This window comes from Bradyrhizobium sp. MOS003, from assembly GCF_003020125.1.
In the GTDB taxonomy this organism is placed as follows: Bacteria; Pseudomonadota; Alphaproteobacteria; order Rhizobiales; family Xanthobacteraceae; genus Bradyrhizobium.
In genome coordinates, this window is record NZ_PYFW01000001.1 from 16,858 (window position 1) to 38,015 (window position 21,158).

At 64.6% G+C, this 21,158-nt stretch carries 21 protein-coding genes; 14 read left to right on the forward strand and 7 right to left on the reverse strand.

Annotation, left to right across the window (positions count from 1 at the left end):
• The first annotated feature begins 86 nt into the window (after positions 1 to 86).
• The 3 genes from C7G42_RS00095 to C7G42_RS00105 all read left to right on the forward strand — a co-directional run bounded on the left by C7G42_RS00095 (position 87) and on the right by C7G42_RS00105 (position 3,438).
• Positions 87 to 569: a MaoC family dehydratase gene (locus tag C7G42_RS00095; RefSeq protein WP_106947095.1), complete on the forward strand. Its 483-nt coding sequence runs from the start codon at positions 87 to 89 to the stop codon at positions 567 to 569.
• Between the two features lie 85 nt (positions 570 to 654).
• Entirely contained in the window at positions 655 to 1,695 is a 1,041-nt protein-coding gene (obgE, locus tag C7G42_RS00100) for a GTPase ObgE (protein WP_106947096.1), read from the forward strand.
• A gap of 108 nt (positions 1,696 to 1,803) precedes the next feature.
• Complete coding sequence (locus C7G42_RS00105; RefSeq protein WP_106947097.1) at positions 1,804 to 3,438, forward strand: alkaline phosphatase family protein; 1,635 nt, start codon at positions 1,804 to 1,806, stop codon at positions 3,436 to 3,438.
• Positions 3,439 to 3,588: 150 nt separating this feature from the next.
• Here the strand turns inward: C7G42_RS00105 and C7G42_RS00110 are convergent, their stop codons facing one another.
• Positions 3,589 to 4,554, reverse strand: a complete 966-nt coding sequence (locus C7G42_RS00110) for a Bug family tripartite tricarboxylate transporter substrate binding protein (RefSeq protein ID WP_199580576.1) — start codon at positions 4,552 to 4,554, stop codon at positions 3,589 to 3,591.
• A 201-nt stretch (positions 4,555 to 4,755) separates the two neighbouring features.
• Here C7G42_RS00110 and proB point away from each other — a divergent pair, with 201 nt between their 5' ends.
• The 3 genes from proB (at position 4,756) to C7G42_RS00125 (ending at position 7,995) form a co-directional block, all read left to right on the forward strand.
• The gene (proB, locus tag C7G42_RS00115; protein ID WP_106947099.1) at positions 4,756 to 5,877 is read left to right on the forward strand and encodes a glutamate 5-kinase; all 1,122 of its coding nucleotides are present in this window, start codon (positions 4,756 to 4,758) and stop codon (positions 5,875 to 5,877) included.
• A gap of 154 nt (positions 5,878 to 6,031) precedes the next feature.
• Entirely contained in the window at positions 6,032 to 7,327 is a 1,296-nt protein-coding gene (locus C7G42_RS00120) for a glutamate-5-semialdehyde dehydrogenase (RefSeq protein ID WP_106947100.1), read from the forward strand.
• A gap of 23 nt (positions 7,328 to 7,350) precedes the next feature.
• The gene (locus C7G42_RS00125) at positions 7,351 to 7,995 is read left to right on the forward strand and encodes a nicotinate-nucleotide adenylyltransferase (RefSeq protein ID WP_106947101.1); all 645 of its coding nucleotides are present in this window, start codon (positions 7,351 to 7,353) and stop codon (positions 7,993 to 7,995) included.
• 52 nt (positions 7,996 to 8,047) lie between these two features.
• Here the strand turns inward: C7G42_RS00125 and C7G42_RS36290 are convergent, their stop codons facing one another.
• Positions 8,048 to 8,332, reverse strand: a complete 285-nt coding sequence (locus tag C7G42_RS36290) for a pentapeptide repeat-containing protein (RefSeq protein ID WP_106947102.1) — start codon at positions 8,330 to 8,332, stop codon at positions 8,048 to 8,050.
• Between C7G42_RS36290 and rsfS the strand changes: the two genes are divergently transcribed.
• From rsfS to C7G42_RS00165, 7 genes are all read left to right on the forward strand, one after another.
• The gene (gene rsfS / locus C7G42_RS00135) at positions 8,247 to 8,603 is read left to right on the forward strand and encodes a ribosome silencing factor (RefSeq protein WP_106947103.1); all 357 of its coding nucleotides are present in this window, start codon (positions 8,247 to 8,249) and stop codon (positions 8,601 to 8,603) included. The two genes, C7G42_RS36290 and rsfS, sit on opposite strands and share 86 nt — an antisense overlap.
• A 95-nt stretch (positions 8,604 to 8,698) precedes the next feature.
• On the forward strand, positions 8,699 to 9,181 hold the full coding sequence (rlmH, locus tag C7G42_RS00140; RefSeq protein ID WP_106947104.1) for a 23S rRNA (pseudouridine(1915)-N(3))-methyltransferase RlmH: 483 nt from the start codon (positions 8,699 to 8,701) through the stop codon (positions 9,179 to 9,181).
• A gap of 32 nt (positions 9,182 to 9,213) precedes the next feature.
• A complete protein-coding gene (locus C7G42_RS00145; protein ID WP_106948793.1) occupies positions 9,214 to 10,569 on the forward strand; it encodes a murein hydrolase activator EnvC family protein in 1,356 nt (451 codons plus the stop codon).
• The gene (locus tag C7G42_RS00150) at positions 10,566 to 11,924 is read left to right on the forward strand and encodes a S41 family peptidase (RefSeq protein ID WP_106947105.1); all 1,359 of its coding nucleotides are present in this window, start codon (positions 10,566 to 10,568) and stop codon (positions 11,922 to 11,924) included. Before C7G42_RS00145 ends, C7G42_RS00150 begins: the two co-directional genes overlap by 4 nt.
• Before the next feature lie 156 nt (positions 11,925 to 12,080).
• A complete protein-coding gene (locus tag C7G42_RS00155) occupies positions 12,081 to 13,325 on the forward strand; it encodes a divergent polysaccharide deacetylase family protein (RefSeq protein WP_106947106.1) in 1,245 nt (414 codons plus the stop codon).
• Between the two features lie 76 nt (positions 13,326 to 13,401).
• Entirely contained in the window at positions 13,402 to 13,908 is a 507-nt protein-coding gene (locus C7G42_RS00160; RefSeq protein ID WP_106947107.1) for an RNA pyrophosphohydrolase, read from the forward strand.
• A gap of 62 nt (positions 13,909 to 13,970) precedes the next feature.
• A complete protein-coding gene (locus tag C7G42_RS00165) occupies positions 13,971 to 14,471 on the forward strand; it encodes an RNA pyrophosphohydrolase (protein ID WP_199580577.1) in 501 nt (166 codons plus the stop codon).
• 176 nt (positions 14,472 to 14,647) lie between these two features.
• Here the strand turns inward: C7G42_RS00165 and C7G42_RS00170 are convergent, their stop codons facing one another.
• The 5 genes from C7G42_RS00170 to C7G42_RS00190 form a co-directional block, all read right to left on the reverse strand.
• The gene (locus C7G42_RS00170) at positions 14,648 to 15,055 is read right to left on the reverse strand and encodes a F0F1 ATP synthase subunit epsilon (protein ID WP_106947109.1); all 408 of its coding nucleotides are present in this window, start codon (positions 15,053 to 15,055) and stop codon (positions 14,648 to 14,650) included.
• Positions 15,056 to 15,171: 116 nt separating this feature from the next.
• A complete protein-coding gene (gene atpD, locus C7G42_RS00175) occupies positions 15,172 to 16,614 on the reverse strand; it encodes a F0F1 ATP synthase subunit beta (RefSeq protein WP_106947110.1) in 1,443 nt (480 codons plus the stop codon).
• 52 nt (positions 16,615 to 16,666) lie between these two features.
• On the reverse strand, positions 16,667 to 17,542 hold the full coding sequence (locus C7G42_RS00180; RefSeq protein WP_106947111.1) for a F0F1 ATP synthase subunit gamma: 876 nt from the start codon (positions 17,540 to 17,542) through the stop codon (positions 16,667 to 16,669).
• A 174-nt stretch (positions 17,543 to 17,716) separates the two neighbouring features.
• On the reverse strand, positions 17,717 to 19,246 hold the full coding sequence (gene atpA / locus C7G42_RS00185; RefSeq protein WP_106947112.1) for a F0F1 ATP synthase subunit alpha: 1,530 nt from the start codon (positions 19,244 to 19,246) through the stop codon (positions 17,717 to 17,719).
• On the reverse strand, positions 19,246 to 19,806 hold the full coding sequence (locus tag C7G42_RS00190; protein WP_094972754.1) for a F0F1 ATP synthase subunit delta: 561 nt from the start codon (positions 19,804 to 19,806) through the stop codon (positions 19,246 to 19,248). The genes atpA and C7G42_RS00190 overlap by 1 nt, the downstream gene beginning before the upstream one ends.
• Before the next feature lie 679 nt (positions 19,807 to 20,485).
• On the opposite strand from C7G42_RS00190, the gene C7G42_RS00195 reads away from it, so the two are divergent.
• Entirely contained in the window at positions 20,486 to 20,986 is a 501-nt protein-coding gene (locus C7G42_RS00195; RefSeq protein ID WP_106947113.1) for a septal ring lytic transglycosylase RlpA family protein, read from the forward strand.
• The last annotated feature ends 172 nt before the right edge of the window (positions 20,987 to 21,158 follow it).

Sequence of the window (21,158 nt, forward strand, 5' to 3'; positions counted from 1 at the left end):
AGACGAATTGAACGGATTGTCGCACTCTTCGCATCGCGATAGCGATAGGCGCCTTCGAACAAGAGAGCCAAGAAGAGAGCCAAGACATGAGCGACTTCGATCCTTCCCGGCATCGCATGATCCCGGCGCAACGCTGGTTCGAGGATTTCGTCGTCGGCGAACGCTTCGTGCTCCCGAGCCGGACCCAGACCTCGGCGGTGTTCGCCGCGTTCCAGACCGCGAGCGGCGACACCCATCCCGTGCACTACGACGTCGAATATTGCCGCAGCCGCGGCATGCCGCATCTGCTCGCCCACGGCTTCCAGACCCTGATCCACACCGCGCCCGGCGCCGGCCTGTTTCCGTTCATGGTCGAGGAGTCCCTGGTCGGCTTCCTCGAACAGTCGAGCCGGTTCCTCAAGCCGGTCTACGCCGACGACACCATCTACCCCGCGCTCGAGGTCACCGAGCTGGTGCCGGGCCGCACCACCGGTGCGGTGACACTCCGCAGCACCGTGTTCAACCAGCGCAAGGAGCTGGTGCTGGAGGGACTACAGAAATTCCTGATCCGGCGCCGGCCGGCGGGTTAAGCAAGGGCCGCAATTCGCGGAAATTCGCCCCTTTTGCGGGTCTCTCCGGGTTGCCGCGGGAGACCTGCTGGCCTACCTATGGCCCATGAAATTCCTCGACGAAGCAAAGGTCTATATCCGCTCCGGTGACGGCGGGAACGGCTGCGTGGCGTTCCGCCGCGAGAAGTTCATCGAATTCGGCGGCCCGTCGGGCGGCAATGGCGGCCGCGGCGGCAATGTCATCATCGAGGTCGCCGACGGCCTCAATACGCTGATCGACTACCGCTACCAGCAGCATTTCAAGGCGCAGAAGGGCGAGAACGGCTCGGGCTCGGACCGCCACGGCGCCAACGGCAAGAACATCGTGCTGAAGGTGCCTGTTGGCACGCAGATCTTCGACGAGGATCGCGAGACCCTGATCCACGACTTCACCGATGTCGGCGAAAAGTTCGTGCTGGCCGAGGGCGGCAATGGCGGCTTCGGCAACGCGCATTTCAAGACCTCGACCAATCGCGCGCCGCGCAACGCCAATCCCGGCCAGCCGGGCGAGGAGCGCTGGATCTGGCTGCGGCTGAAACTCATTGCCGATGCCGGCCTCGTCGGCATGCCCAATGCCGGCAAGTCGACCTTCCTGTCCAAGGTCAGCGCGGCGCGGCCGAAGATCGCCGACTATCCCTTCACCACGCTGCATCCGCAGCTCGGCGTCGTGAACGCCGACGGCCGCGAATTCGTGCTGGCCGACATTCCCGGCCTGATCGAAGGCGCCCATGAGGGCACCGGCCTCGGCGACCGCTTCCTCGGCCACGTCGAGCGCTGCCGCGTGCTACTGCACCTGATCGACGCCACCTGCGAGCATGCCGGCAAGGCCTACAAGACGGTGCGCAACGAGCTCGATGCCTATGGCGGACTCCTAACCGACAAGATCGAGATCGTCGCGCTGAACAAGATCGACGCGGTCGAGCCGGACGAGCTCAAGAAGCAGAAAGAGCGCCTGAAGCGCGCCGCCAAGAAGACGCCGCTGCTGCTGTCGGCGGTCACCGGCGACGGCGTCAAGGAAGCCCTGCGCGCGCTCGTCGCGGTGATCGGCGAGGCCCCGGTGTCGGCCAAGGCCAAGAGCGCGGCCGAAGCGGAGCCGTGGTCGGCCTAGGCGTCGTCGAGCGACGCTCTCTCCCAACCTCTCCCTACGGGAGAGGTTGTCTTCGCGCCACTGATAGCGCAGCATCCGGCACATCAAGAAATGCCGGAGCGAGGAAGCATGGCGCGTGCGAAGAACGTTCTCTGGATCATGTGCGACCAGCTTCGCTATGACTATCTCGGCTGCACCGGCCATCCCACCCTCAAGACACCGAACATCGACGCCATGGCCAGGCGCGGCGTGCTGTTCTCCAAAGCTTACGTGCAATCGCCGATCTGCGGCCCGTCGCGGATGTCGTTCTACACGGGGCGTTACATGCGCTCGCACGGCTCGCACTGGAACGGCTGGCCGCTGCGCGTCGGCGAGCCCACGCTCGGCGATCACCTCAACAAGATCGGCGTGCGCAACGTACTGGTCGGCAAGACCCACATGGCTCCCGACCTCGAAGGCATGAAGGCGCTCGGCATTCCGCCGGAATCTGTCATCGGCGTACACGTCGCCGAATGCGGCTTCGAGCCCTATGAACGCGACGACGGCCTGCATCCGACCGGAAGGCCGCGGCCGAAATACGACGCGTATTTGCGCAGCCAGGGTTTTGAAGCGACGAACCCGTGGGAGCACTGGGCCAATTCCGGTGCGGCGGAGGACGGCTCGTTGCAGAACGGCTGGCTGCTGGTGCATGCCGACAAGGCCGCGCGGGTGCCGGACGAGCATTCCGAGACGCCCTACATGACGCGGCGCGCGATGGATTTCATCAGCGAGGCCGAGACCGACGGCAGACCGTGGTGCCTGCATCTGTCCTACATCAAGCCGCACTGGCCCTACATCGCGCCCGAGCCCTACGCCAGCATGTATGCGACCTCAGACATGATCCCGGTGATCCGCTCGATGCGCGAGCGGCAGAATCCGCATCCGGTGTTCGGCGCCTATATGGACATGCGCTACTCCCGCAACATGGCGCGCGACGAGGCCCGCGAGAAGGTGATCCCGACCTATATGGGCCTGATCACCCAGATCGACGACCAGATGGGCGTGCTGATGAAATTTCTGGAGGCGCGCGGCCTGCTGGACACCACCATGATCGTGTTCACCTCCGATCACGGCGATTATCTTGGCGATCACTGGATGGGCGAGAAGGATCTGTTTCACGAGCAGTCGGCAAAAATCCCGCTGATCGTGATCGATCCCTCGCGAGAGGCCGACGCCACGCGCGGCACGCGCAGCGATGCGCTGGTCGAGGCGATCGATCTCGCGCCGACCTTCGTCGATTATTTCGGCGGCAAGGTGCCGGGCCACATCCTCGAGGGACGCTCGCTGCTGCCACTGCTGCGCGGGCCGACGCCGCCGGACTGGCGCAAGGTCGCGTTCTCCGAATACGACTATTCCATGCAGGACGTGCGGCTGAAGCTGAACCAGCCGATCGAGCGCTGCCGCCTGTTCATGGTGTTCGACGGCCGCTGGAAATACATCCACGCCTCCGGCTTCCGCCCGATGCTGTACGATCTCGAAACCGATCCGGACGAGTTTCTGGATCGCGGCGACGATCCGGATTGTGCAGAGATCATCGCGCGATTGCAGGCCGAGCTGTTCGACTGGGCGCTGCACCCGAACGACCACATCACCACGCCGCGCGAGAAGATCGCAAATTATGCGGACAACCAGCTGCAGGTGAAGGGCGGGATTTTGATCGGCATCTGGGACGAGGCGGAGCTTGCCGCGATCAAGGACGGCATCGCCCAGCGCGCGAAGATGTGAGTAAGCGGAGCGAGGCTCTGCATCAACGATACGATCGAGCATCGATCCACACCGTCATTGCGAGCGCAGCGAAGCAATCCAGATTCTTTCCGCAGAGAGATTCTGGATTGCTTCGTCGCAAGAGCTCCTCGCAATGACGGGCCGAGAGACTCAATTCTCGATCTTGTATCCCGTCGCCTTCACGATTGGCTGCCACAACGCGATGTTCGCAGCGAGCTCCTTCGTCAATCCCTCCGGCGTCGAGCCGACCGGGATCAGGCCGATTGCGGTCAGCTTCTCCTTCACCTCGAGCTTGGCGAGCGCGGCGCTCGCGGCAGCTCCCAGCTTGCTCGCGAAGTCCGGCGGACTGCCGGCCGGAAGCCACATGCCGTACCAGGCGTCGGCAACGAGATCGATGCCGCTCTCCTTCAGCGTCGGCACCTCCGGCGCGAATGGCGAGCGCTCTGCGCTCGACGCCGCGATGATCTTCACGCCCTTGGCGCGATGCTGCGGCAGCGCATCCGCCAACGTGACGATCCCGAACGAGATGTGGCCGCCTATGATGTCGTTGAGGATCGGCGCGCTGCCGCGATAGGGCACCCGGGTCAGTGGCATGCCGAGATCCTTCTCGAGCTTGGATCCCATGAAATGCGGAATGGTGCCGTTGCTCGGCACGCCGAATGAGGCCTTGTCCGGATGCGCCCTCAGCCACGTCACGAAGCTCTTGAAATCGGTGGCGTCGATCGCCGGGTTGATCACCAGCGCGAATTCGAACCGCGCCAACAGCGACACCGGCATGAAATCCCTGGCCGTGTCGAAGCTCGGCGCCGCCTCCACCATCGGCAGCAGGTACATGGTGGGTCCCGTCGTCACCAGCACCATGCTGCCGTCGGGGCTGCCGCCCTTTACCGCCTTGATGCCGATCAGACCGTCGCCCCCGGTGCGGTTCTCGACCACCAGAGTCCGCTGAAGCACCGGCGCCATCTCCTGCGCCATCAGCCGGCACAGCGTGTCGCCGCCCGCGCCTGCCGCGAACGGGAAGATGATCTTGCTCAGCCCGGCCTGCGCTTGCGCCCTACCTGCCTGCGCCAGCAGCGGCAGGCCGATACATCCGGCCATGAATTTGCGGCGATCCATGCGTTTCCCCTCCGACCCTTTGTTGATTGACGGCATTAGAACCGGACCGGCGCCCAAGACAAGGCCGGCCTTGGCTGTTTACCATGTCGCCCGCCTTGCGCCGGCCATCGTCCTGCTGCAAAAGCGGGCCCATCGGCGCCGCTCTCTCGCTCCGCCGTTTCCGATGCAGAGCATATCGTCAACGCGCGCCGACACATAGACATGGCCAGTCCCGAACTCAGTCAATTCCGCCGCATCGTCGTCAAGGTCGGCTCCGCGCTGCTGGTCGATTCCGACAAGGGCGAGGTGCGGGCGTCCTGGCTCGCCGCGCTCGCCGACGACATGGCCAAGCTGCACAAGGAGGGGCGCGACGTCCTCGTCGTCTCATCCGGCTCGATCGCGCTCGGCCGCAGCCGCCTCAAGCTGCCGCGCGGCCCGCTCAAGCTTGAAGAGAGCCAGGCCGCCGCCGCGGTCGGCCAGATCGCTCTGGCGCGGATCTGGTCCGAGGTGCTCGGGGCCCACGGCATCGGTGCCGGCCAGATCCTGGTCACGCCGGGGGATACAGAGGAGCGCCGCCGCTATCTCAATGCACGCTCCACCATCGCCAAGCTGCTGGAGTGGCGCGCGATCCCCGTGATCAACGAGAACGACACGGTGGCGACCAACGAGATCCGCTACGGCGACAACGACCGTCTCGCCGCGCGCGTCGCCACCATGGCGAGCGCGGACCTGCTGGTGCTGCTGTCCGACATCGACGGGCTCTACGACGCCCCGCCGAAGAACAATCCGAACGCCAAGCTCATTCCGGTGGTCGAGAGCATCTCCTCGGAGATCGAGGCCGTGGCGGGCGACGCCGAATCCGAGCTGTCGCGCGGCGGCATGCGTACCAAGGTCGAGGCCGCCAAGATCGCCACGACCGGCGGCACGCATATGCTGATCGCCTCCGGCAAGATCGAGCATCCGCTGCAGGCGATCGCCGATGGCGGCCGCTGCACCTGGTTCCTGACGCCCGCCAACCCCATCACCTCGCGAAAACGCTGGATCGCCGGCACGCTGGAGCCGAAGGGCACTCTGACGATCGACGCCGGCGCCGTGACCGCATTGCGCGCCGGCGCCAGCCTGCTGCCGGCCGGCGTGATCAAGGTCGAGGGCCAGTTCGCCCGCGGCGATGCCGTGGTCGTGCGCGGCCCCGATACCAGCGAAGTCGGCCGCGGCCTGATCGCCTACGATGCCGAGGTCGCCGAGCGGATCAAGGGCCGCTCCTCGCCTGATGTGATGACCATCCTGGGCATCAGCGGGCGCGCCGAGATGATCCACCGCGATGATCTGGTGGTGGGCGGGTAGGCCCCTGCCGTCATGCCCGGGCCAGTCCCGGCCATGCCGGCGCCGGGGTCGGCCAGTGCCAACCCATGGGGGAGATCAGCCATTCCCTCCCCGCCCTTCGCAAAAGCGGGATTTCCGTGCTAGGACACCGCCTTAGCAGAAGGTTGAACTCCCCATGGCCGCCCCCCTCAAAGCTGTCGACGGCAATGCCGATCTCCAGGCCCTGATGTCCGATCTCGGGACCCGGGCCCGCGCTGCCGCGCGCATCCTGGCGCTGGCGCCGCCGGAGCAGAAGAACCGGGCGCTTGAAGCCATGGAGCGGGCGATCCGCCAAAGCGCTGCGGCGATCCTTGCCGCCAATGCCGAGGACGTCACCGAAGCCCGCGCCTCCGGCAATGCCACCTCCTCTTTCATCGATCGCCTGACGCTGACGCCGGCGCGGGTCGAGAGGATGGCCGAAGGTATCGGCATCGTGCGCGGCATCGCCGATCCCATCGGCATCGTCACCGAGAGTTGGCAGCGGCCGAACGGCATGACCATCGAGCGCGTGCGCGTGCCGCTCGGCGTCGTCGGCGTGATCTTCGAGAGCCGGCCAAACGTCGCGGCGGATGCGGGCGTGCTGTGCCTGAAGTCCGGCAATGCCGTGATCCTGCGCGGCGGCTCGGACAGTTTTCGTTCCTGCCGCGCGATCCATGACTGCCTGGTGCAGGGCCTGCGCGAAGCCGGTCTGCCTGAAGCTGCGATCACGCTGGTGCCGACGCGCGACCGCGCGGCGGTCGGCATGATGCTGTCGGGCCTCAACGGCGCCGTCGACGTGATCGTGCCCCGCGGCGGCAAGAGCCTCGTCGCGCGCGTCGAGCAGGAAGCGCGCGTGCCCGTGTTCGCGCATCTCGAAGGCGTCAACCACGTCTATGTCGATGCCAGCGCCGACCTCGCCATGGCGAAGTCGATCGTGCTCAACGCTAAAATGCGCCGCACCGGCGTCTGCGGCGCGGCCGAGACACTGCTGGTCGATCGCGCTGCTGCGGCCAAGAATCTGAAGCCGCTGGTCGAGATGCTGATCGAGGCCGGCTGCGAAGTGCGCGGCGACGAAACGGTGCAAGCAACGGATACGCGCGTCAAACCTGCGAGCAAGGACGATTGGGACACCGAATATCTCGACGCGATCATCGCGGCGAAGGTCGTGGACGGCGTCGACGGCGCGATCGCGCACATCCAGAACCATGGCTCGCATCACACCGATGCGATCGTGAGCGCGGATGAGGCGACTGCGACGAAATTCCTGAGCGAGGTCGATTCCGCGATCGTGCTGCACAACGCCTCGACACAGTTCGCCGATGGCGGCGAGTTCGGCTTCGGCGCCGAGATCGGGATTGCGACCGGCCGCTTCCACGCCCGCGGCCCTGTCGGCGCCGAGCAGCTGACGAGCTTCAAATATCGCGTTCACGGCACCGGACAGACGCGGCCGTAAGTGATGGCGCAAGGCGCGGGGCATTGAGCAACAATTTCGTCGCCCCGCGATTCTTCGCGCAGGCCATACCGCCCTATACGAAGGGCATGCGCGTCGGCCTGCTCGGCGGCTCGTTCAATCCGCCGCACGAGGCCCATCGCGCGATCAGCCAGTTCGCCCTGAAGCGCCTTCAGCTCGATCGCGTCTGGTGGCTGGTGACCCCCGGCAATCCGCTGAAAGAGAACGGTACGCTGCATGAACTCGGGGAGCGCATGCAGGCGGCACGCGACGTCGCCGACGACCCGCGGATCGAGGTGAGCTGTCTCGAATCCGTCATTCGCACCCGCTATACTATCGACACGATCAACACCTTGCGCCGCCGTCTCAGTGGCTTGCGCTTTGTCTGGATTATGGGCGCTGACAACCTCGCTCAATTCCATCGTTGGCAGCAGTGGCGGCGCATCGCCGACCAGGTGCCCATTGCGGTCATCGATCGCCCGCCGCAGAGTTTCCGTGCCCTCGCCTCGCCCGCCGCCCAGGCGCTGGCACGCTACCGCGTGCCCGAGAATGAGGCAGCATTGCTTGCAGATCGGCCGGCCCCGGCCTGGATTTTCCTGACCGGATTGAAGCTTAATCTCTCCTCGACCGGCTTACGGAACCCGGACGGGAGCTGGAAAGGTACGAAGTGAGACGGAGTGGCGGCGTCGTGGGGACGTCGGGCTCTCTGGCATATTGAAACCCTTAACCCCACATGATGTAGTGTAACCGGTGAGCGCCGGATTCGGCGTTCGCGATACAGTGAAAGGAATGGTCCCTGACCACATCTGTATTGTCCAAGTCAGCTTCCACGAAGTCAGCTTCCACGAAGTCAGCTTCGACGAAGTCTGTTTTACCCAAGGTTGCCAAGCCGGCGCGTAAAACATCGGCCAAAGCTGCGGCCTTGAAGGCGCAACCCGACGCCGACAAGACGCTGAGCCTGATCCTCTCCCGCCTCGAGGACATGAAGGCGGAAGAGACGGTCACCATCGACCTTCGCGGCAAATCGGCGTACTCCGACTACATGATCGTCACCACCGGCCGGGTGAACCGGCACGTTGGCGCGATCGCGGAAAACGTCGCCAAGGGCCTCAAGGAAAACGGCATCAAGAACATCCATGTCGAGGGCTTGCCCAATTGCGACTGGGTGCTGATCGATTCCGGCGATGTGATCGTGCACGTGTTCAGACCCGAAGTCCGCGAGTTCTACAGCCTCGAGCGGCTGTACACGCAGGGCCCGGGGGCTGCGAAAGCGATCTAGGCTCGCTGAGCCGATTTCGAATCGGCTGACGCGCATGCTAGCGTCGTGCGCGCGCCACCTGCGCGCGGTCTCGAAAACACGACCCTGAAGACATCATGCGCGTTGCTGTCATTGCGGTGGGCCGGCTGAAGCAGGGCCCCGAACGGGAACTTGCCGACCGCTATTTCGAGCGGTTCGACGAGGCCGGCCGCAAGCTCGGATTCCGCGAGCTGCTGGTCCACGAAATCCCCGAGAGCCGCGCGCGCGACACCGCTACGCGGATGACCGAAGAGGCCGCCGCGATCTCGGCGCATATCCCGGACAAATCGATCCTGGTGGCGCTGGACGAGCGCGGGCAAAATCTCGACTCCACCGTATTCGCACGGCATCTCGGACGCTGGCGAGACGAAGGTGCCGGACAAACTATCTTCGTGATCGGAGGGGCGGACGGACTTTCGCCCGAATTGCGCCGTAAGGCCAAGCTTGCGATCGCGTTCGGCTCTGCGACCTGGCCGCACCAAATGGTTCGCGTCATGCTTCTGGAACAGCTTTATCGGGCCGCCACCATTCTGGCCGGCCACCCCTATCACCGCGCGTGATGCGCGCCACAACGAGCACCTTTGCCGACACGATGCGAGCGCCGCTCCTCAACCTGCTGCTGATCACTGGCGTCGCCGGCGCAAGCCTCGTGCAAGCTTGCATAAGCCTCGCGCAAGCTCAGACGGCAGCGCCGGCGCCACAGACCGCCTCCATATCGCCCGACGCCATCAAGCAGCGCGAGCAGGAGCTGGAAGCCGCGCGCGCCAGGCAGAAGAGCGCCGAAGAAGCCCAGGCCAAGCTCAAGGCCGAGATCACCTCGCTCGGCCAGGACCGCACCCAGCTCAATCAGCAGCTGATCGACACCGCCGCCAATGTGCGCAGCGTCGAGACCAAGATCGACGAAACCGAAGCACGGCTGCGCGCGCTCAACGGACGCGAGCAGGCGATGCGCGCCTCGCTCGATTCGCGCCGCGCCGACATCGTCGAGGTGCTGGCGGCGTTGCAGCGGGCCGGACGGCGCACGCCGCCGGCGCTGCTGGTACGGCCCGAAGATGCGCTGCAATCGCTGCGCACCGCCATGCTGCTCGGCGCCGTGGTACCGGAGTTGCGCGGCCGCGCCGAAAAGATCGCAAGCGAGCTCGGCGAGCTCGTGGCCTTGCGCAGGACTATCGCCACCGAGCGCGACCAGCTCGCCTCCGACCGCGACAAGGTCCGCAACGACCAGACCCGGCTCACCGCCCTCGTCGACGAGCGGCAGCGCCAGCAGGCGGAGCGCGAAAAGGATCTCAACGCCGAGAATTCGCGCGCGATCATGCTTTCAAAGCAGGTCGGCGATCTCCAGGGCCTGATCACCAAGATGGAGCAGGATCTGCAGAGCGCCGCCAAGGCCGCCGAGAAGGCTGCCGAAGCCGCAAGGCAGGCCGAGGCCAAGGCGGCGGCCGCCAGCTCAAGCGCCAAATCCGGCCCGGGCGTGTTCAAGGACCGGTCGCGGACCACCCCCGCGATCGTCTTTGCCTCCGCCAAGGGTCTCCTGCCGCTTCCGGTTAACGGTAACAAGATCAGGGATTTCGGCGGTTCCGACGGGGTCGGCGGGGTCCAGAAGGGCATTTCGCTGGCGACCAAGCCCGGCTCCCAGGTCACAACGCCGTGTGACGGCTGGGTGGTCTATTCAGGTCCGTTCCGCAGCTATGGACAACTCTTGATCCTCAATGCCGGGGGCGGGTATCATGTCCTGATCGCCGGGATGGAGCGCATTTCGGTCAACATCGGACAGTTTGTGCTCACGGGGGAGCCGGTTGCGACGATGGGATCGACCTCTCAGGTCGCCTCCATTCTCGCGACGAACGCGAGCCAACCTGTGCTGTATGTCGAGTTCCGTAAGGACGGCACTCCAATCGATCCAGGCCCATGGTGGGCCGCAAATGAAGGCGAGAAGGTTCGCGGATGATGCGCAAGACTTCAGTAATCCTCCTCAGCGCGGCCACCGGTGCGGCGCTGATGCTGTTCGTGACCCAGCCGCGCGCGGTGTTCATGGGCTCCAGCGCGCGAGCCGCCACCGCGGACACCTATCGCCAGCTCAATCTGTTCGGCGACGTCTTCGAGCGCGTGCGCTCCGACTATGTCGAGAAACCCGACGACACCAAGCTGATCGAATCCGCCATCAGCGGCATGCTTACCGGTCTCGATCCGCATTCGAGCTACATGGATGCCAAGAGCTTCCGCGACATGCAGGTGCAGACCCGCGGTGAGTTCGGCGGCCTCGGCATCGAGGTGACGATGGAAGACGGCCTGATCAAGGTGGTCTCGCCGATCGACGACACCCCCGCTTCGCGTGCCGGCGTCATGGCCAACGACATCATCACCAATCTCGACGACGAGGCGGTGCAGGGACTGACCCTGAACCAGGCGGTCGAGAAGATGCGCGGCCCGGTCAACACCAAGATCAAGCTCAAGATCATCCGCAAGGGCCAGGACAATCCGATCGACGTCACGCTGGTGCGCGACAACATCCGCGTCCGTTCGGTGCGCGCGCGCGTCGAGGCCGACGACATCGCCTATATCCGCATCACCACCTTCAACGAGCAGACCACCGAGGGCCTTAAGCGCGAGGTTGCCAACCTCTCGAATCAGATCGGCGACAAGCTGAAGGGATACGTCATCGACCTCCGCAACAATCCGGGCGGCCTGCTCGAGGAAGCGGTCACCGTCTCCGACTCGTTCCTGGAGAAGGGCGAGATCGTGTCGACCCGCGGCCGCAATGCCGAGGAGACCCAGCGTCGCACCGCGCATTCGGGCGATCTGACCAAGGGCAAGCCCATCATCGTGCTGGTCAATGGCGGCTCGGCCTCGGCGTCGGAGATCGTCGCCGGCGCGCTGCAGGACCACAAGCGCGCGACCATCGTCGGCACGCGCTCGTTCGGCAAGGGTTCGGTGCAGACCATCATTCCGCTCGGCAGCGGCAATGGCGCGCTACGGCTGACCACGGCGCGCTATTACACGCCGTCGGGCAAGTCGATCCAGGCCAAGGGCATCGTGCCCGACATCGAAGTGCTGCAGGACGTGCCGGACGAGCTGAAGTCGCGCACCGACACCAAGGGCGAGGCTTCGCTGCGCGGCCATCTCAAAAACGACGGCGACGAGAAGACCGGCTCGCAGTCCTACGTCCCGCCGGACGCCAAGGACGACAAGGCGCTCAAGCTCGCCGACGACCTGCTCCACGGCATCAAGAACAGCGCATCCGCCGCGCCCACCCCCGGCGGCGACAACAAGGCCACGACTGACAAGCCCAAAGCGGCGAACTAAGGCTTCAAGCCAAATCCTGGCACCAAACGATTTGACGAAACGGGCGGCTCCAGGGCCGCCCTTTTTGCTTGGAACGACCGGTCCCCCGGCCTATCCCGGCCTGCCGCCGCTTGACCCCGGCGTGGTATCGTCATTGGCAGTGATTCGGGATCGCGCATGACTGAAACGGCCGATGATCTGAGCGCCCCGCTCGGACAGGATAAGCCGCGCCGGAAACGCCGGCTGCGGCTGCCGTTCACGGCGGTGCAGGCGCTCGCCGTGCTGCTCGGCCTGTTCCTCCTCACCTTTGCCGGCTTCGCCATCTTCAACAAGGATCCGCTCGGCGGCGAGCCGATGACCCGGATCGCGATCCGCGAGAACGGCGCCAACAAGGCGACCGATGAGAAGCCCGCCGCCGGCCACGCCCAGGCTAGCAAGCAAGAGAGCAAGCCGGACGGCAAGCACGATAGCCAGGACGCGCCGAAGCAGGCCGCGCCCGGCGAGCAGAAGACCGTCACCATGATCGACGGCTCCACCGGCGCCCGCCACGACGTGGTGATCGGCGCCGGCGAGGACGCAGGCGACAAGGCCGCAGCCGCGTCGGCCCCGCCGCCCGTCATGGCCGGGATCAATCCAAAACTGCTGGAGAAGTCACGCTACGGCATGATCCCGGCGGTCGCCGACGGGCTGAAGCCGTTCAACGTCTATGCGGCCGACGCCGATCGCGCCAAGGCCGCCAAGATGCCGGTGGTCGCCATCGTGATCGGCGGCCTCGGCGTCGGCGCCGCAAAGACCACCGATGCCATCATGAAGCTGCCGGCGGCGGTAACGCTGGCCTTCACGCCTTACGGTACCGATCCCGGCAAGCTCGCCGAACGGGCCCGCGCGCAGCGCCACGAGATCTTCCTCCAGATCCCGATGGAGCCCTACGACTTCCCCGACAATGATCCGGGACCGCAGACGCTGCTGACCTCGCTTAGCGCCGACCAGAACATGGACCGCCTGTACTGGCATTTCAGCCGGATGCAGGGCTATGCCGGCATCACCAATTTCATGGGCGCCCGCTTCATCGCGACGGAGGCGGCGATGCAGCCGATCATCCGCGAGGCGGCTAAGCGCGGCCTCGGCTTCTTCGACGACGGCTCCTCGCCCCGTAGCATCGCAGCCCCGGCCGCGGCCAGCGCGGCGATGCCTTTCGGCAGGGGCGACATCGCGATCGACGTGGTGCCGACGCCGACCGAGATCGACCGCGCCCTGAACAAGCTCGAATCGGCGGCGCGCGAGCGCGGCGCGGCTGTCGGCACGGCTAGCGCCCTTCCCGTCTCGATCGAGCGCATCAGCGCCTGGACCAAGGCATTGGGCGACCGGGGTATCCTTTTGGTGCCATTGACAACCGCGATGCTGAAATCAAAATCCAGCTGAATCAACGGATTGGTACGGCCCGGGTCCCGCGGAACCGGTCAAGCCGCAACCAGCAGCATGCGAGAGGTCTGGCGGAATGGCGCGTTACGAGGATCTGCCCTACCGGACCTGCGTCGGCGTGATGCTGATCAACACAGAAGGCCTGGTGTTCATCGGCCGCCGCGCCGGCGGCATCGAGCATGTCGACGACACCCATGTCTGGCAGATGCCGCAAGGCGGCGTCGATCCCGGCGAGGACACATGGGACGCCGCCAGGCGCGAGCTCTATGAGGAGACCAGCGTGCGCTCGGTGGAGCGGCTCGGCGAGGTCCCGGACTGGCTCACTTACGACATTCCGCGCACGGTCGCCGGGCGCGCCTGGAAGGGCCGCTACCGCGGCCAGCGCCAGAAATGGTTCGCAGTGCGCTTCACCGGCAAGGACAGCGAGATCAATGTCGAGAGGCCCGGCGGCGGCGGCCACAAGGCCGAATTCGTGAGCTGGCGCTGGGAGCCGATGAAGAACCTGACCGGGCTGATCATTCCCTTCAAGCGCCCGGTCTATGAGCGCGTGGTGCAGGAATTTTCCGCGCTGGCGAACCAATAAATCGAATTGTCGTCCCGGCTTCGGTGCTAATGCAGCCGAGAATGACGACGAGAGATTTGCGCGTGACGAGTGAAAAGCCCTACCGCCCCAACGTGGGGATTGCCCTCTTCAATGCCGAAGGCCGCGTGCTGATCGGTCACCGCTTCAAGGGTGACGGGCCCGAGATCATTTTGCCGGGGCTCGACTGGCAGATGCCGCAGGGCGGCGTCGACGACGGCGAGAACTTGCGCGATGCCGCGATGCGCGAGCTCTGGGAGGAGACCAGCGTCAAGAGCGCGACCTATCTCGGCGAGACCGACTGGCTCACCTACGAATTCCCGCCTTACGACGGGCCGCAGACGCATCGCCTCGCAAAATTCCGCGGCCAGCGGCAGAAATGGTTCGCGCTGCGCTTCACCGGCAAGGATGACGAGATTGACCCGCTGACGCCGCGCAACGGCCAGCCCGCGGAGTTCGATGCCTGGCGCTGGGAGCGGCTGGATCATGTCGCCGATGTCGTGGTGCCGTTTCGCCGTGAGGTTTACCGCGCAGTGGCCGAGCAGTTCGCCGGCTTCGCAGGCTGAAATCGCGAAAACAACCCCATGCACAGTAGCGATGGGGTTGCGATGGCTGGAGAATTTTCTCAGGCGATTTGCATGTGAGGGGCGCAACAAAGTTTCAGCGCCCGCCACTTCCGTGACGAGCGCTGAGTTTATCCAATGAAATTCCGGGAATGAGCCCCGAAGCGGTGCCCCGGGGCTTAGTGCATAGCCGTGCTGTTGAGTTGCTGCTGAATGCTCTTGAAGTGGTCGAGCCGCTCGATGGCGTTATCGAGCTCGCTGCCTTCATGCTCCCTCAGGCCCTCTTCCATCTCCGAGACGGTCGCGGCGAACTGGGCACGGTCGAGCTCTGCCAGTGACGTCGCGACGTCGGCGAGCACGGTCAGGCCCTTTTCGGAGACTTCGGCGAGACCGCCGAGCACGATGATCTTCTCATGCTTGCCGCCGACGGTGATGGTGAGGATGCCCGGACGGATCGCAGCCACGACCGGCGCATGTCCTGCGAGAACGCCGAAATCACCCTCGACGCCGGGAATGTCGACCTGGTCGACCTCGCCCGAGAACGCGAGCTTTTCCGGAGAGACGAGATCGAAGTGGAAGGTGGCCATGATGTTTCCGTTCTCTTCACTTGTCACCCGCGGGCTTGACCCGCGGGTCCATCCAACAAAAGACTCTCACCTTTCGATGGATTGCCGGGTCAAGCCCGGCAATGACGAGCAGCGTCTTAGGCGGCTTCCGCCGCCAGCTTCTTGCCCTTCTCGACGGCTTCTTCGATCGTGCCGACCATGTAGAAGGCGGCTTCGGGCAGGTGGTCGTACTTGCCTTCCACCAGGCCCTTGAAGCCCTTGATGGTGTCGGCGAGCTCGACGAACTTGCCCGGCGATCCCGTGAAGATTTCGGCGACGTGGAACGGCTGCGACATGAAGCGCTCGACCTTGCGAGCGCGCGCCACGGTCAGCTTGTCCTCTTCCGAAAGCTCGTCCATGCCGAGAATGGCGATGATGTCCTGGAGCGCCTTGTAGCGCTGCAGCACCTGCTGGACCTGACGGGCGACCGCGTAGTGCTCCTCGCCGACGACCAGCGGGGAGAGCATGCGCGAAGTCGAGTCGAGCGGGTCCACCGCCGGATAGATGCCCTTTTCGGCGATCGAGCGCGACAGCGTGGTGGTCGCGTCAAGATGCGCGAACGAGGTCGCGGGCGCCGGGTCGGTCAAGTCGTCGGCCGGAACGTAGATGGCCTGCACCGAGGTGATCGAACCCTTCTGCGTGGTGGTGATGCGCTCCTGCAGCGCGCCCATGTCGGTGGCGAGCGTCGGCTGATAACCCACGGCGCTCGGAATACGACCGAGCAGCGCCGACACTTCCGAGCCGGCCTGGGTGAAGCGGAAGATGTTGTCGACGAAGAACAGCACGTCCTGGCCCTTGTCGCGGAAGTCTTCCGCGATGGTCAGACCGGTGAGCGCGACGCGGGCGCGGGCGCCCGGGGGCTCGTTCATCTGGCCGAACACCAGCGCGCATTTCGACTTGACGCTCGGATCCGGGTTCTTCGGATCGGCGTTGACCTTGGACTCGATGAACTCGTGATAGAGGTCGTTGCCCTCGCGGGTCCGCTCGCCGACGCCGGCGAACACGGAGTAACCACCGTGCGCCTTCGCGACGTTGTTGATCAGCTCCTGAATCAGCACGGTCTTGCCGACGCCGGCGCCACCGAACAGGCCGATCTTGCCGCCCTTCGCATACGGAGCCAGGAGATCGACGACCTTGATGCCGGTGACCAGAATTTCGGCTTCGGTCGACTGGTCGGTGTAGCTCGGCGCGTCCTGATGGATGGGGCGGAGGCCTTCGGACTTGACGGGGCCGGCTTCGTCGATCGGCTCGCCGATGACGTTGATGATCCGGCCGAGCGTGCCTTCGCCGACGGGAACGCGGATCGGCTGACCGGTGTCGGTCACTTCCTGTCCGCGCACCAGACCCTCGGTCACGTCCATCGCGATCGTGCGCACGGTGGACTCACCGAGATGCTGTGCAACTTCCAGCACGAGGCGGATGTTGCCGTTCCTGGTTTCCAGCGAATTCAGAATGGCCGGCAGGTGGCCTTCGAACTTGACGTCGACGACGGCGCCCATGACCTGGGTGACCCGACCGACCTGGTTAGCTGCTGTGGCCATGATTAGCTCTCCTTCGAAATTCTTGACTTGAACGACCGTCGTTGAGTTCGTGTCAGACCGCCTCGGCGCCGGAGATGATCTCGATCAGCTCCTTGGTGATCTGGGCTTGACGGGTTCGGTTGTAGATCTGGGTTTGCTTGCGGATCATTTCGCCGGCGTTGCGGGTGGCGTTGTCCATCGAGCTCATCTGCGCGCCGTAGAACGAAGCGTTGTTCTCCAGCAGCGCGCGGAAGATCTGCACCGCGATGTTGCGCGGCAGCAGGCCCGAAAGGAGTTCGTCTTCCTCCGGCTCGTATTCGTAGGACGTCACCGGCGCGTTCGCCGCCTTCGCTTCCACGACCAGCGGAATGATCTGCTGCGCGGTCGGGATCTGGGCGATCACCGACTTGAACTGCGCGTAGAACAGTGTGCAGACGTCGAACTCGCCGTTCTCGAAACGGGCCAGCACCTTCCTGGCGATGTCCTCGGCGTTGACGAAACCGAGCTGACGAACGCTGCGCAAATCGAGATGCTCGACGATCTGTTTGTCGAACAGGCGGCGGAGCTGCTCATAGCCCTTGCGGCCGACGCAGAAGAATTTGACTTCCTTGCCCTGCGCCATGAGCGCCTGGGCACGATCGCGCGCGAGGCGAACGATCGAGGAGTTGAAGGCACCCGACAGGCCGCGCTCGCCGGTGCAGACCAGCAGCAGGTGGACCTGGTCCCTGCCGGTGCCGGCAAGCAGCGCCGGCGCGCCGGGCGAACCGGCGGCAGCGCTGGCGATGTTTGAGATCACCGCGCTCATCTTGTCTGCATAGGGGCGTGCGGCTTCGGCCGCCTGCTGGGCGCGGCGCAACCTGGACGCAGCGACCATTTGCATGGCTTTGGTGATCTTTTGCGTCGCCTTGGTGGAGGCGATGCGCACGCGCATGTCTTTAAGTGACGCCATTCTTCGTTCACCCCGGCGATCAGCCTGTGGCTGGACCGCGACCCTATCCTGTCGTCATGCCCGGGCGTGTCCCGGGCATCCACGTCTTCGTCTCCACGCGGCAACACGTGGATGGCCGGGGCTTCAATTGCGAAGACGCGCTTCGCGCTTTGGCCCGGCCATGACGTTTCTCGATTAAGCGAAACTCTTCGCAAAACCTTCGACCACCGACTTCAGCTTGGCAGCGGTGTCGTCGGTGAGGTCGCGGGTGTCGCGGATCGAATTGAGGATCTCGACGTGCTTGCCGCGCAGCAGCGACAGCAGACCGTCCTCGAACGCGCGCACCTTGTTGACCGGCAGCGGATCGAGATAGCCGTTGGTGCCGGCCCAGATCACGCAGACCTGCTCTTCCATCTTCAGCGGCGAGAACTGCGGCTGCTTCAGGAGCTCGGTGAGGCGCGAGCCGCGGTTCAGCAGGCGCTGGGTCGAGGCGTCGAGATCGGAGCCGAACTGCGCGAACGCCGCCATTTCGCGGTACTGCGCCAGCTCGCCCTTGATCTTGCCGGCGACCTTCTTGGTGGCCTTGGTCTGCGCCGAGGAGCCGACGCGCGACACCGACAGACCGACGTTCACCGCGGGACGGATGCCCTGGAAGAACAGGTCGGTTTCCAGGAAGATCTGGCCGTCGGTGATCGAGATGACGTTGGTCGGAATGTAGGCCGACACGTCGTTGGCCTGGGTTTCGATGACCGGCAGCGCCGTCAGCGAGCCCGAGCCCTGATCCGCGTTCAGCTTGGCCGCGCGCTCGAGCAGGCGGGAGTGCAGATAGAACACGTCGCCGGGATAGGCTTCGCGGCCCGGCGGACGGCGCAGCAGCAGCGACATCTGACGGTAGGCGACGGCCTGCTTGGACAGATCGTCATAGATGATGACGGCGTGCATGCCGTTGTCGCGGAAATACTCGCCCATGGTGCAGCCGGTGAACGGCGCGATGTACTGCATCGGCGCCGGATCCGACGCGGTGGCAGCGACGACGATCGAATATTCGAGCGCGCCCTGCTCTTCCAGCACCTTCACGAACTGGGCGACGGTCGAACGCTTCTGGCCGACTGCGACGTAGACGCAGTACAGCTTGATGTTCTCGTCGGGCTGCGCGTTGAGCGGCTTCTGGTTCAGGATGGTGTCGAGCGCGATCGCGGTCTTGCCGGTCTGACGGTCACCGATGATCAACTCGCGCTGGCCACGGCCGATCGGGATCAGGGCGTCGATCGCCTTGAGGCCGGTCGCCATCGGCTCGTTCACCGACTTGCGCGGAATGATGCCGGGCGCCTTGACGTCGACGCGCATGCGCTTGTCGGCCTGGATCGGACCCTTGCCGTCGATCGGGTTACCGAGACCGTCGACGACGCGGCCGAGCAGGCCCTTGCCGACCGGCGCGTCCACGATGGCGCGGGTGCGCTTGACGGTCTGGCCTTCCTTGATCTCACGGTCGCCGCCGAAGATCACGACGCCGACATTGTCGGTTTCGAGGTTCAGCGCCATGCCGCGGGTGCCGTTCTCGAACTCGACCATTTCGCCGGCCTGGACGTTGTCCAGACCGTAGACGCGGGCGATACCGTCGCCGACGGACAGCACCTGTCCGACTTCGGAGACTTCAGCTTCCTGGCCGAAATTCTTGATCTGGTCCTTGAGGATCGCGGAAATTTCCGCGGCGCGGATGTCCATCAGCCTGCCTCTTTCATCGCGTGCTTGATCGAATTGAGTTTGGTGCGAAGCGAACTATCGACCATGCGGCTGCCGAGCTTGACGACAAGGCCACCGATGATCGAGGGATCGACATTCACGTTGAGCGCGACGTCCTTGCCGGTCACCGACTTCAGGGCAACCTTGAGGGCGTCGAGATTCTTGTCCGAAAGCGCTTCCGCCACGGTGACGTCGGCCGTCACCTCGCCCTTGAACCTGGCGACCAGGGCGCGGTAGGCGCGAATGACGTCGACCACCACGAACAGGCGGCGATTGGCCGTCAGGACTTTCAGGAAATTGGCGGAGATGCCGGCGATGCCGGCCTTGGCCAGCACGGCCGAAAGGGCCCTGGACTGGGCCTCGGCTGCAAAAACCGGGCTGCGGACCAGGCGCCTGAGGTCGGCACTCTCGTTCAGCAGGGCCTCGAATTTCTCGAGATCTGCCTTGACCTCGTCGACCACTTTCTGGTCGCGGGCCAGATCAAACAAGGCCGTTGCATAACGGCCGGACACACCGGAAACGGACGTATCTTCTGCAGCCACGGACGCGCTCTTTTTGCTGTCAAACTCGCAAGGGAAAAACCGTCGCCACAAAGCGGCGCCAAGCGATCCAAGCCCTTGGAATTCAAGCGGGACTTCGATTTCCGGCCGACACGGGACGTGCCGGGTCCGTTAAAATCGCGGCTTTGCTAACATAGCAGGCGCGCAGGTGCAACATGACGCCAAATTAAAGGCACGAGGTTCTGTCGCCAGTTCGTCGCACGCTGGAGGCGTCAATCACCTGATCCGGCGACGGCATCGCGGACTCGAGCACGAACATGGAGACGACCTGCCGCGTCACGGAATTGTCGCGAGCTTCGCCCTGACCTCTCTTTTTGGTTCCTGCCCTCAGCGCATAGCGGCCATGAACACGGATCGCTGAGGCGTGATTCCGGGTTCGCCGGCTCCACTCGCCGAATACTTACCAAATTCTAAACGCTTAGGGCTATGACTTCGTTTTACAGTATTGATGAGTAATAAACAGGTTAAATAATCGTTAAAGCCGAAGAATTCAAAACATCAGCTGCAACATCGGTGCCAGTCACAAGATGTTTCATGACGACACAGAACGGATTTACTGCCCAATTCACGCCGCATTGGGAATCGAAACGCCAACTCGCTCACAAACTGATGAGGGCTCCACTGGCCACATATGTGGCAATACTAGCTTAGGGACCACTAAATGCTGTCTTTGAAGACGCTGGGCTCTGTGACCCGGCCGCGTACGGCGATCGCTTTCGTTGCCGCAACTCTCCTCATCGGTGGCACCGCCACCGAAGCTTCCGCCAAATCCAGGCATCACCGGCATCATCATCACCGGCACCATGCTCAGGCCGATACCAACGCGACCTCCGATTGGCGCAACGCCAACGCGTCGATGACGCCGTCACAGGGCTCCGGTCACAGCTTCTCCGGCATGGCCTCTTTTTACGGCAACGAGTCCGGCAGCCGCACGGCCTCGGGCCAGCGCTTCAACCAGAACGCCCTGACCGCGGCGCACCGCTCGCTGCCGTTCGGCACCAAGCTGCGCGTCACCCACCGCGGCCAGAGCGTGGTCGTGACCATCAACGACCGTGGCCCGTTCATTCGCGGCCGGGTTCTCGACCTCTCCACGGGTGCTGCCCGCGCCATCGGCCTCACGGGCGCCGGCGTCGGTCGCGTCACGGCTGAAGTCGTCTCCTGAGGCGTTCGACACCCTCACAATACGCGCAAATTTCCATCAGTTTGATGCGCGTCTGAAAACAAGCCCGCGGTCTTGGGGGACCGCGGGCTTTCTTGTTTGGCCGGTCGCTGCGGCATGGGCCCCGGCTCAGCAGCGTACCGCTGAAGAAGCGCTGCGCTGCGTCCGGGGCATG

Coding starts and splice junctions, on each gene's coding strand:
- C7G42_RS00160 (WP_106947107.1), top strand. CDS start 13,402: ATGGCGCGTTACGAGGATCTGCCCTACCGGACCTGCGTCGGCGTGATG.
- C7G42_RS00145 (WP_106948793.1), top strand. CDS start 9,214: ATGCGAGCGCCGCTCCTCAACCTGCTGCTGATCACTGGCGTCGCCGGC.
- C7G42_RS00180 (WP_106947111.1), bottom strand. CDS start 17,542: ATGGCGTCACTTAAAGACATGCGCGTGCGCATCGCCTCCACCAAGGCG.
- C7G42_RS36290 (WP_106947102.1), bottom strand. CDS start 8,332: ATGGTGACCGTCTCTTCCGCCTTCATGTCCTCGAGGCGGGAGAGGATC.
- C7G42_RS00150 (WP_106947105.1), top strand. CDS start 10,566: ATGATGCGCAAGACTTCAGTAATCCTCCTCAGCGCGGCCACCGGTGCG.
- rlmH (WP_106947104.1), top strand. CDS start 8,699: ATGCGCGTTGCTGTCATTGCGGTGGGCCGGCTGAAGCAGGGCCCCGAA.
- C7G42_RS00120 (WP_106947100.1), top strand. CDS start 6,032: ATGGCCGCCCCCCTCAAAGCTGTCGACGGCAATGCCGATCTCCAGGCC.
- atpD (WP_106947110.1), bottom strand. CDS start 16,614: ATGGCCACAGCAGCTAACCAGGTCGGTCGGGTCACCCAGGTCATGGGC.
- proB (WP_106947099.1), top strand. CDS start 4,756: ATGGCCAGTCCCGAACTCAGTCAATTCCGCCGCATCGTCGTCAAGGTC.
- obgE (WP_106947096.1), top strand. CDS start 655: ATGAAATTCCTCGACGAAGCAAAGGTCTATATCCGCTCCGGTGACGGC.
- C7G42_RS00105 (WP_106947097.1), top strand. CDS start 1,804: ATGGCGCGTGCGAAGAACGTTCTCTGGATCATGTGCGACCAGCTTCGC.
- atpA (WP_106947112.1), bottom strand. CDS start 19,246: ATGGACATCCGCGCCGCGGAAATTTCCGCGATCCTCAAGGACCAGATC.
- C7G42_RS00170 (WP_106947109.1), bottom strand. CDS start 15,055: ATGGCCACCTTCCACTTCGATCTCGTCTCTCCGGAAAAGCTCGCGTTC.
- C7G42_RS00110 (WP_199580576.1), bottom strand. CDS start 4,554: ATGGATCGCCGCAAATTCATGGCCGGATGTATCGGCCTGCCGCTGCTG.
- C7G42_RS00095 (WP_106947095.1), top strand. CDS start 87: ATGAGCGACTTCGATCCTTCCCGGCATCGCATGATCCCGGCGCAACGC.
- C7G42_RS00155 (WP_106947106.1), top strand. CDS start 12,081: ATGACTGAAACGGCCGATGATCTGAGCGCCCCGCTCGGACAGGATAAG.
- C7G42_RS00195 (WP_106947113.1), top strand. CDS start 20,486: ATGCTGTCTTTGAAGACGCTGGGCTCTGTGACCCGGCCGCGTACGGCG.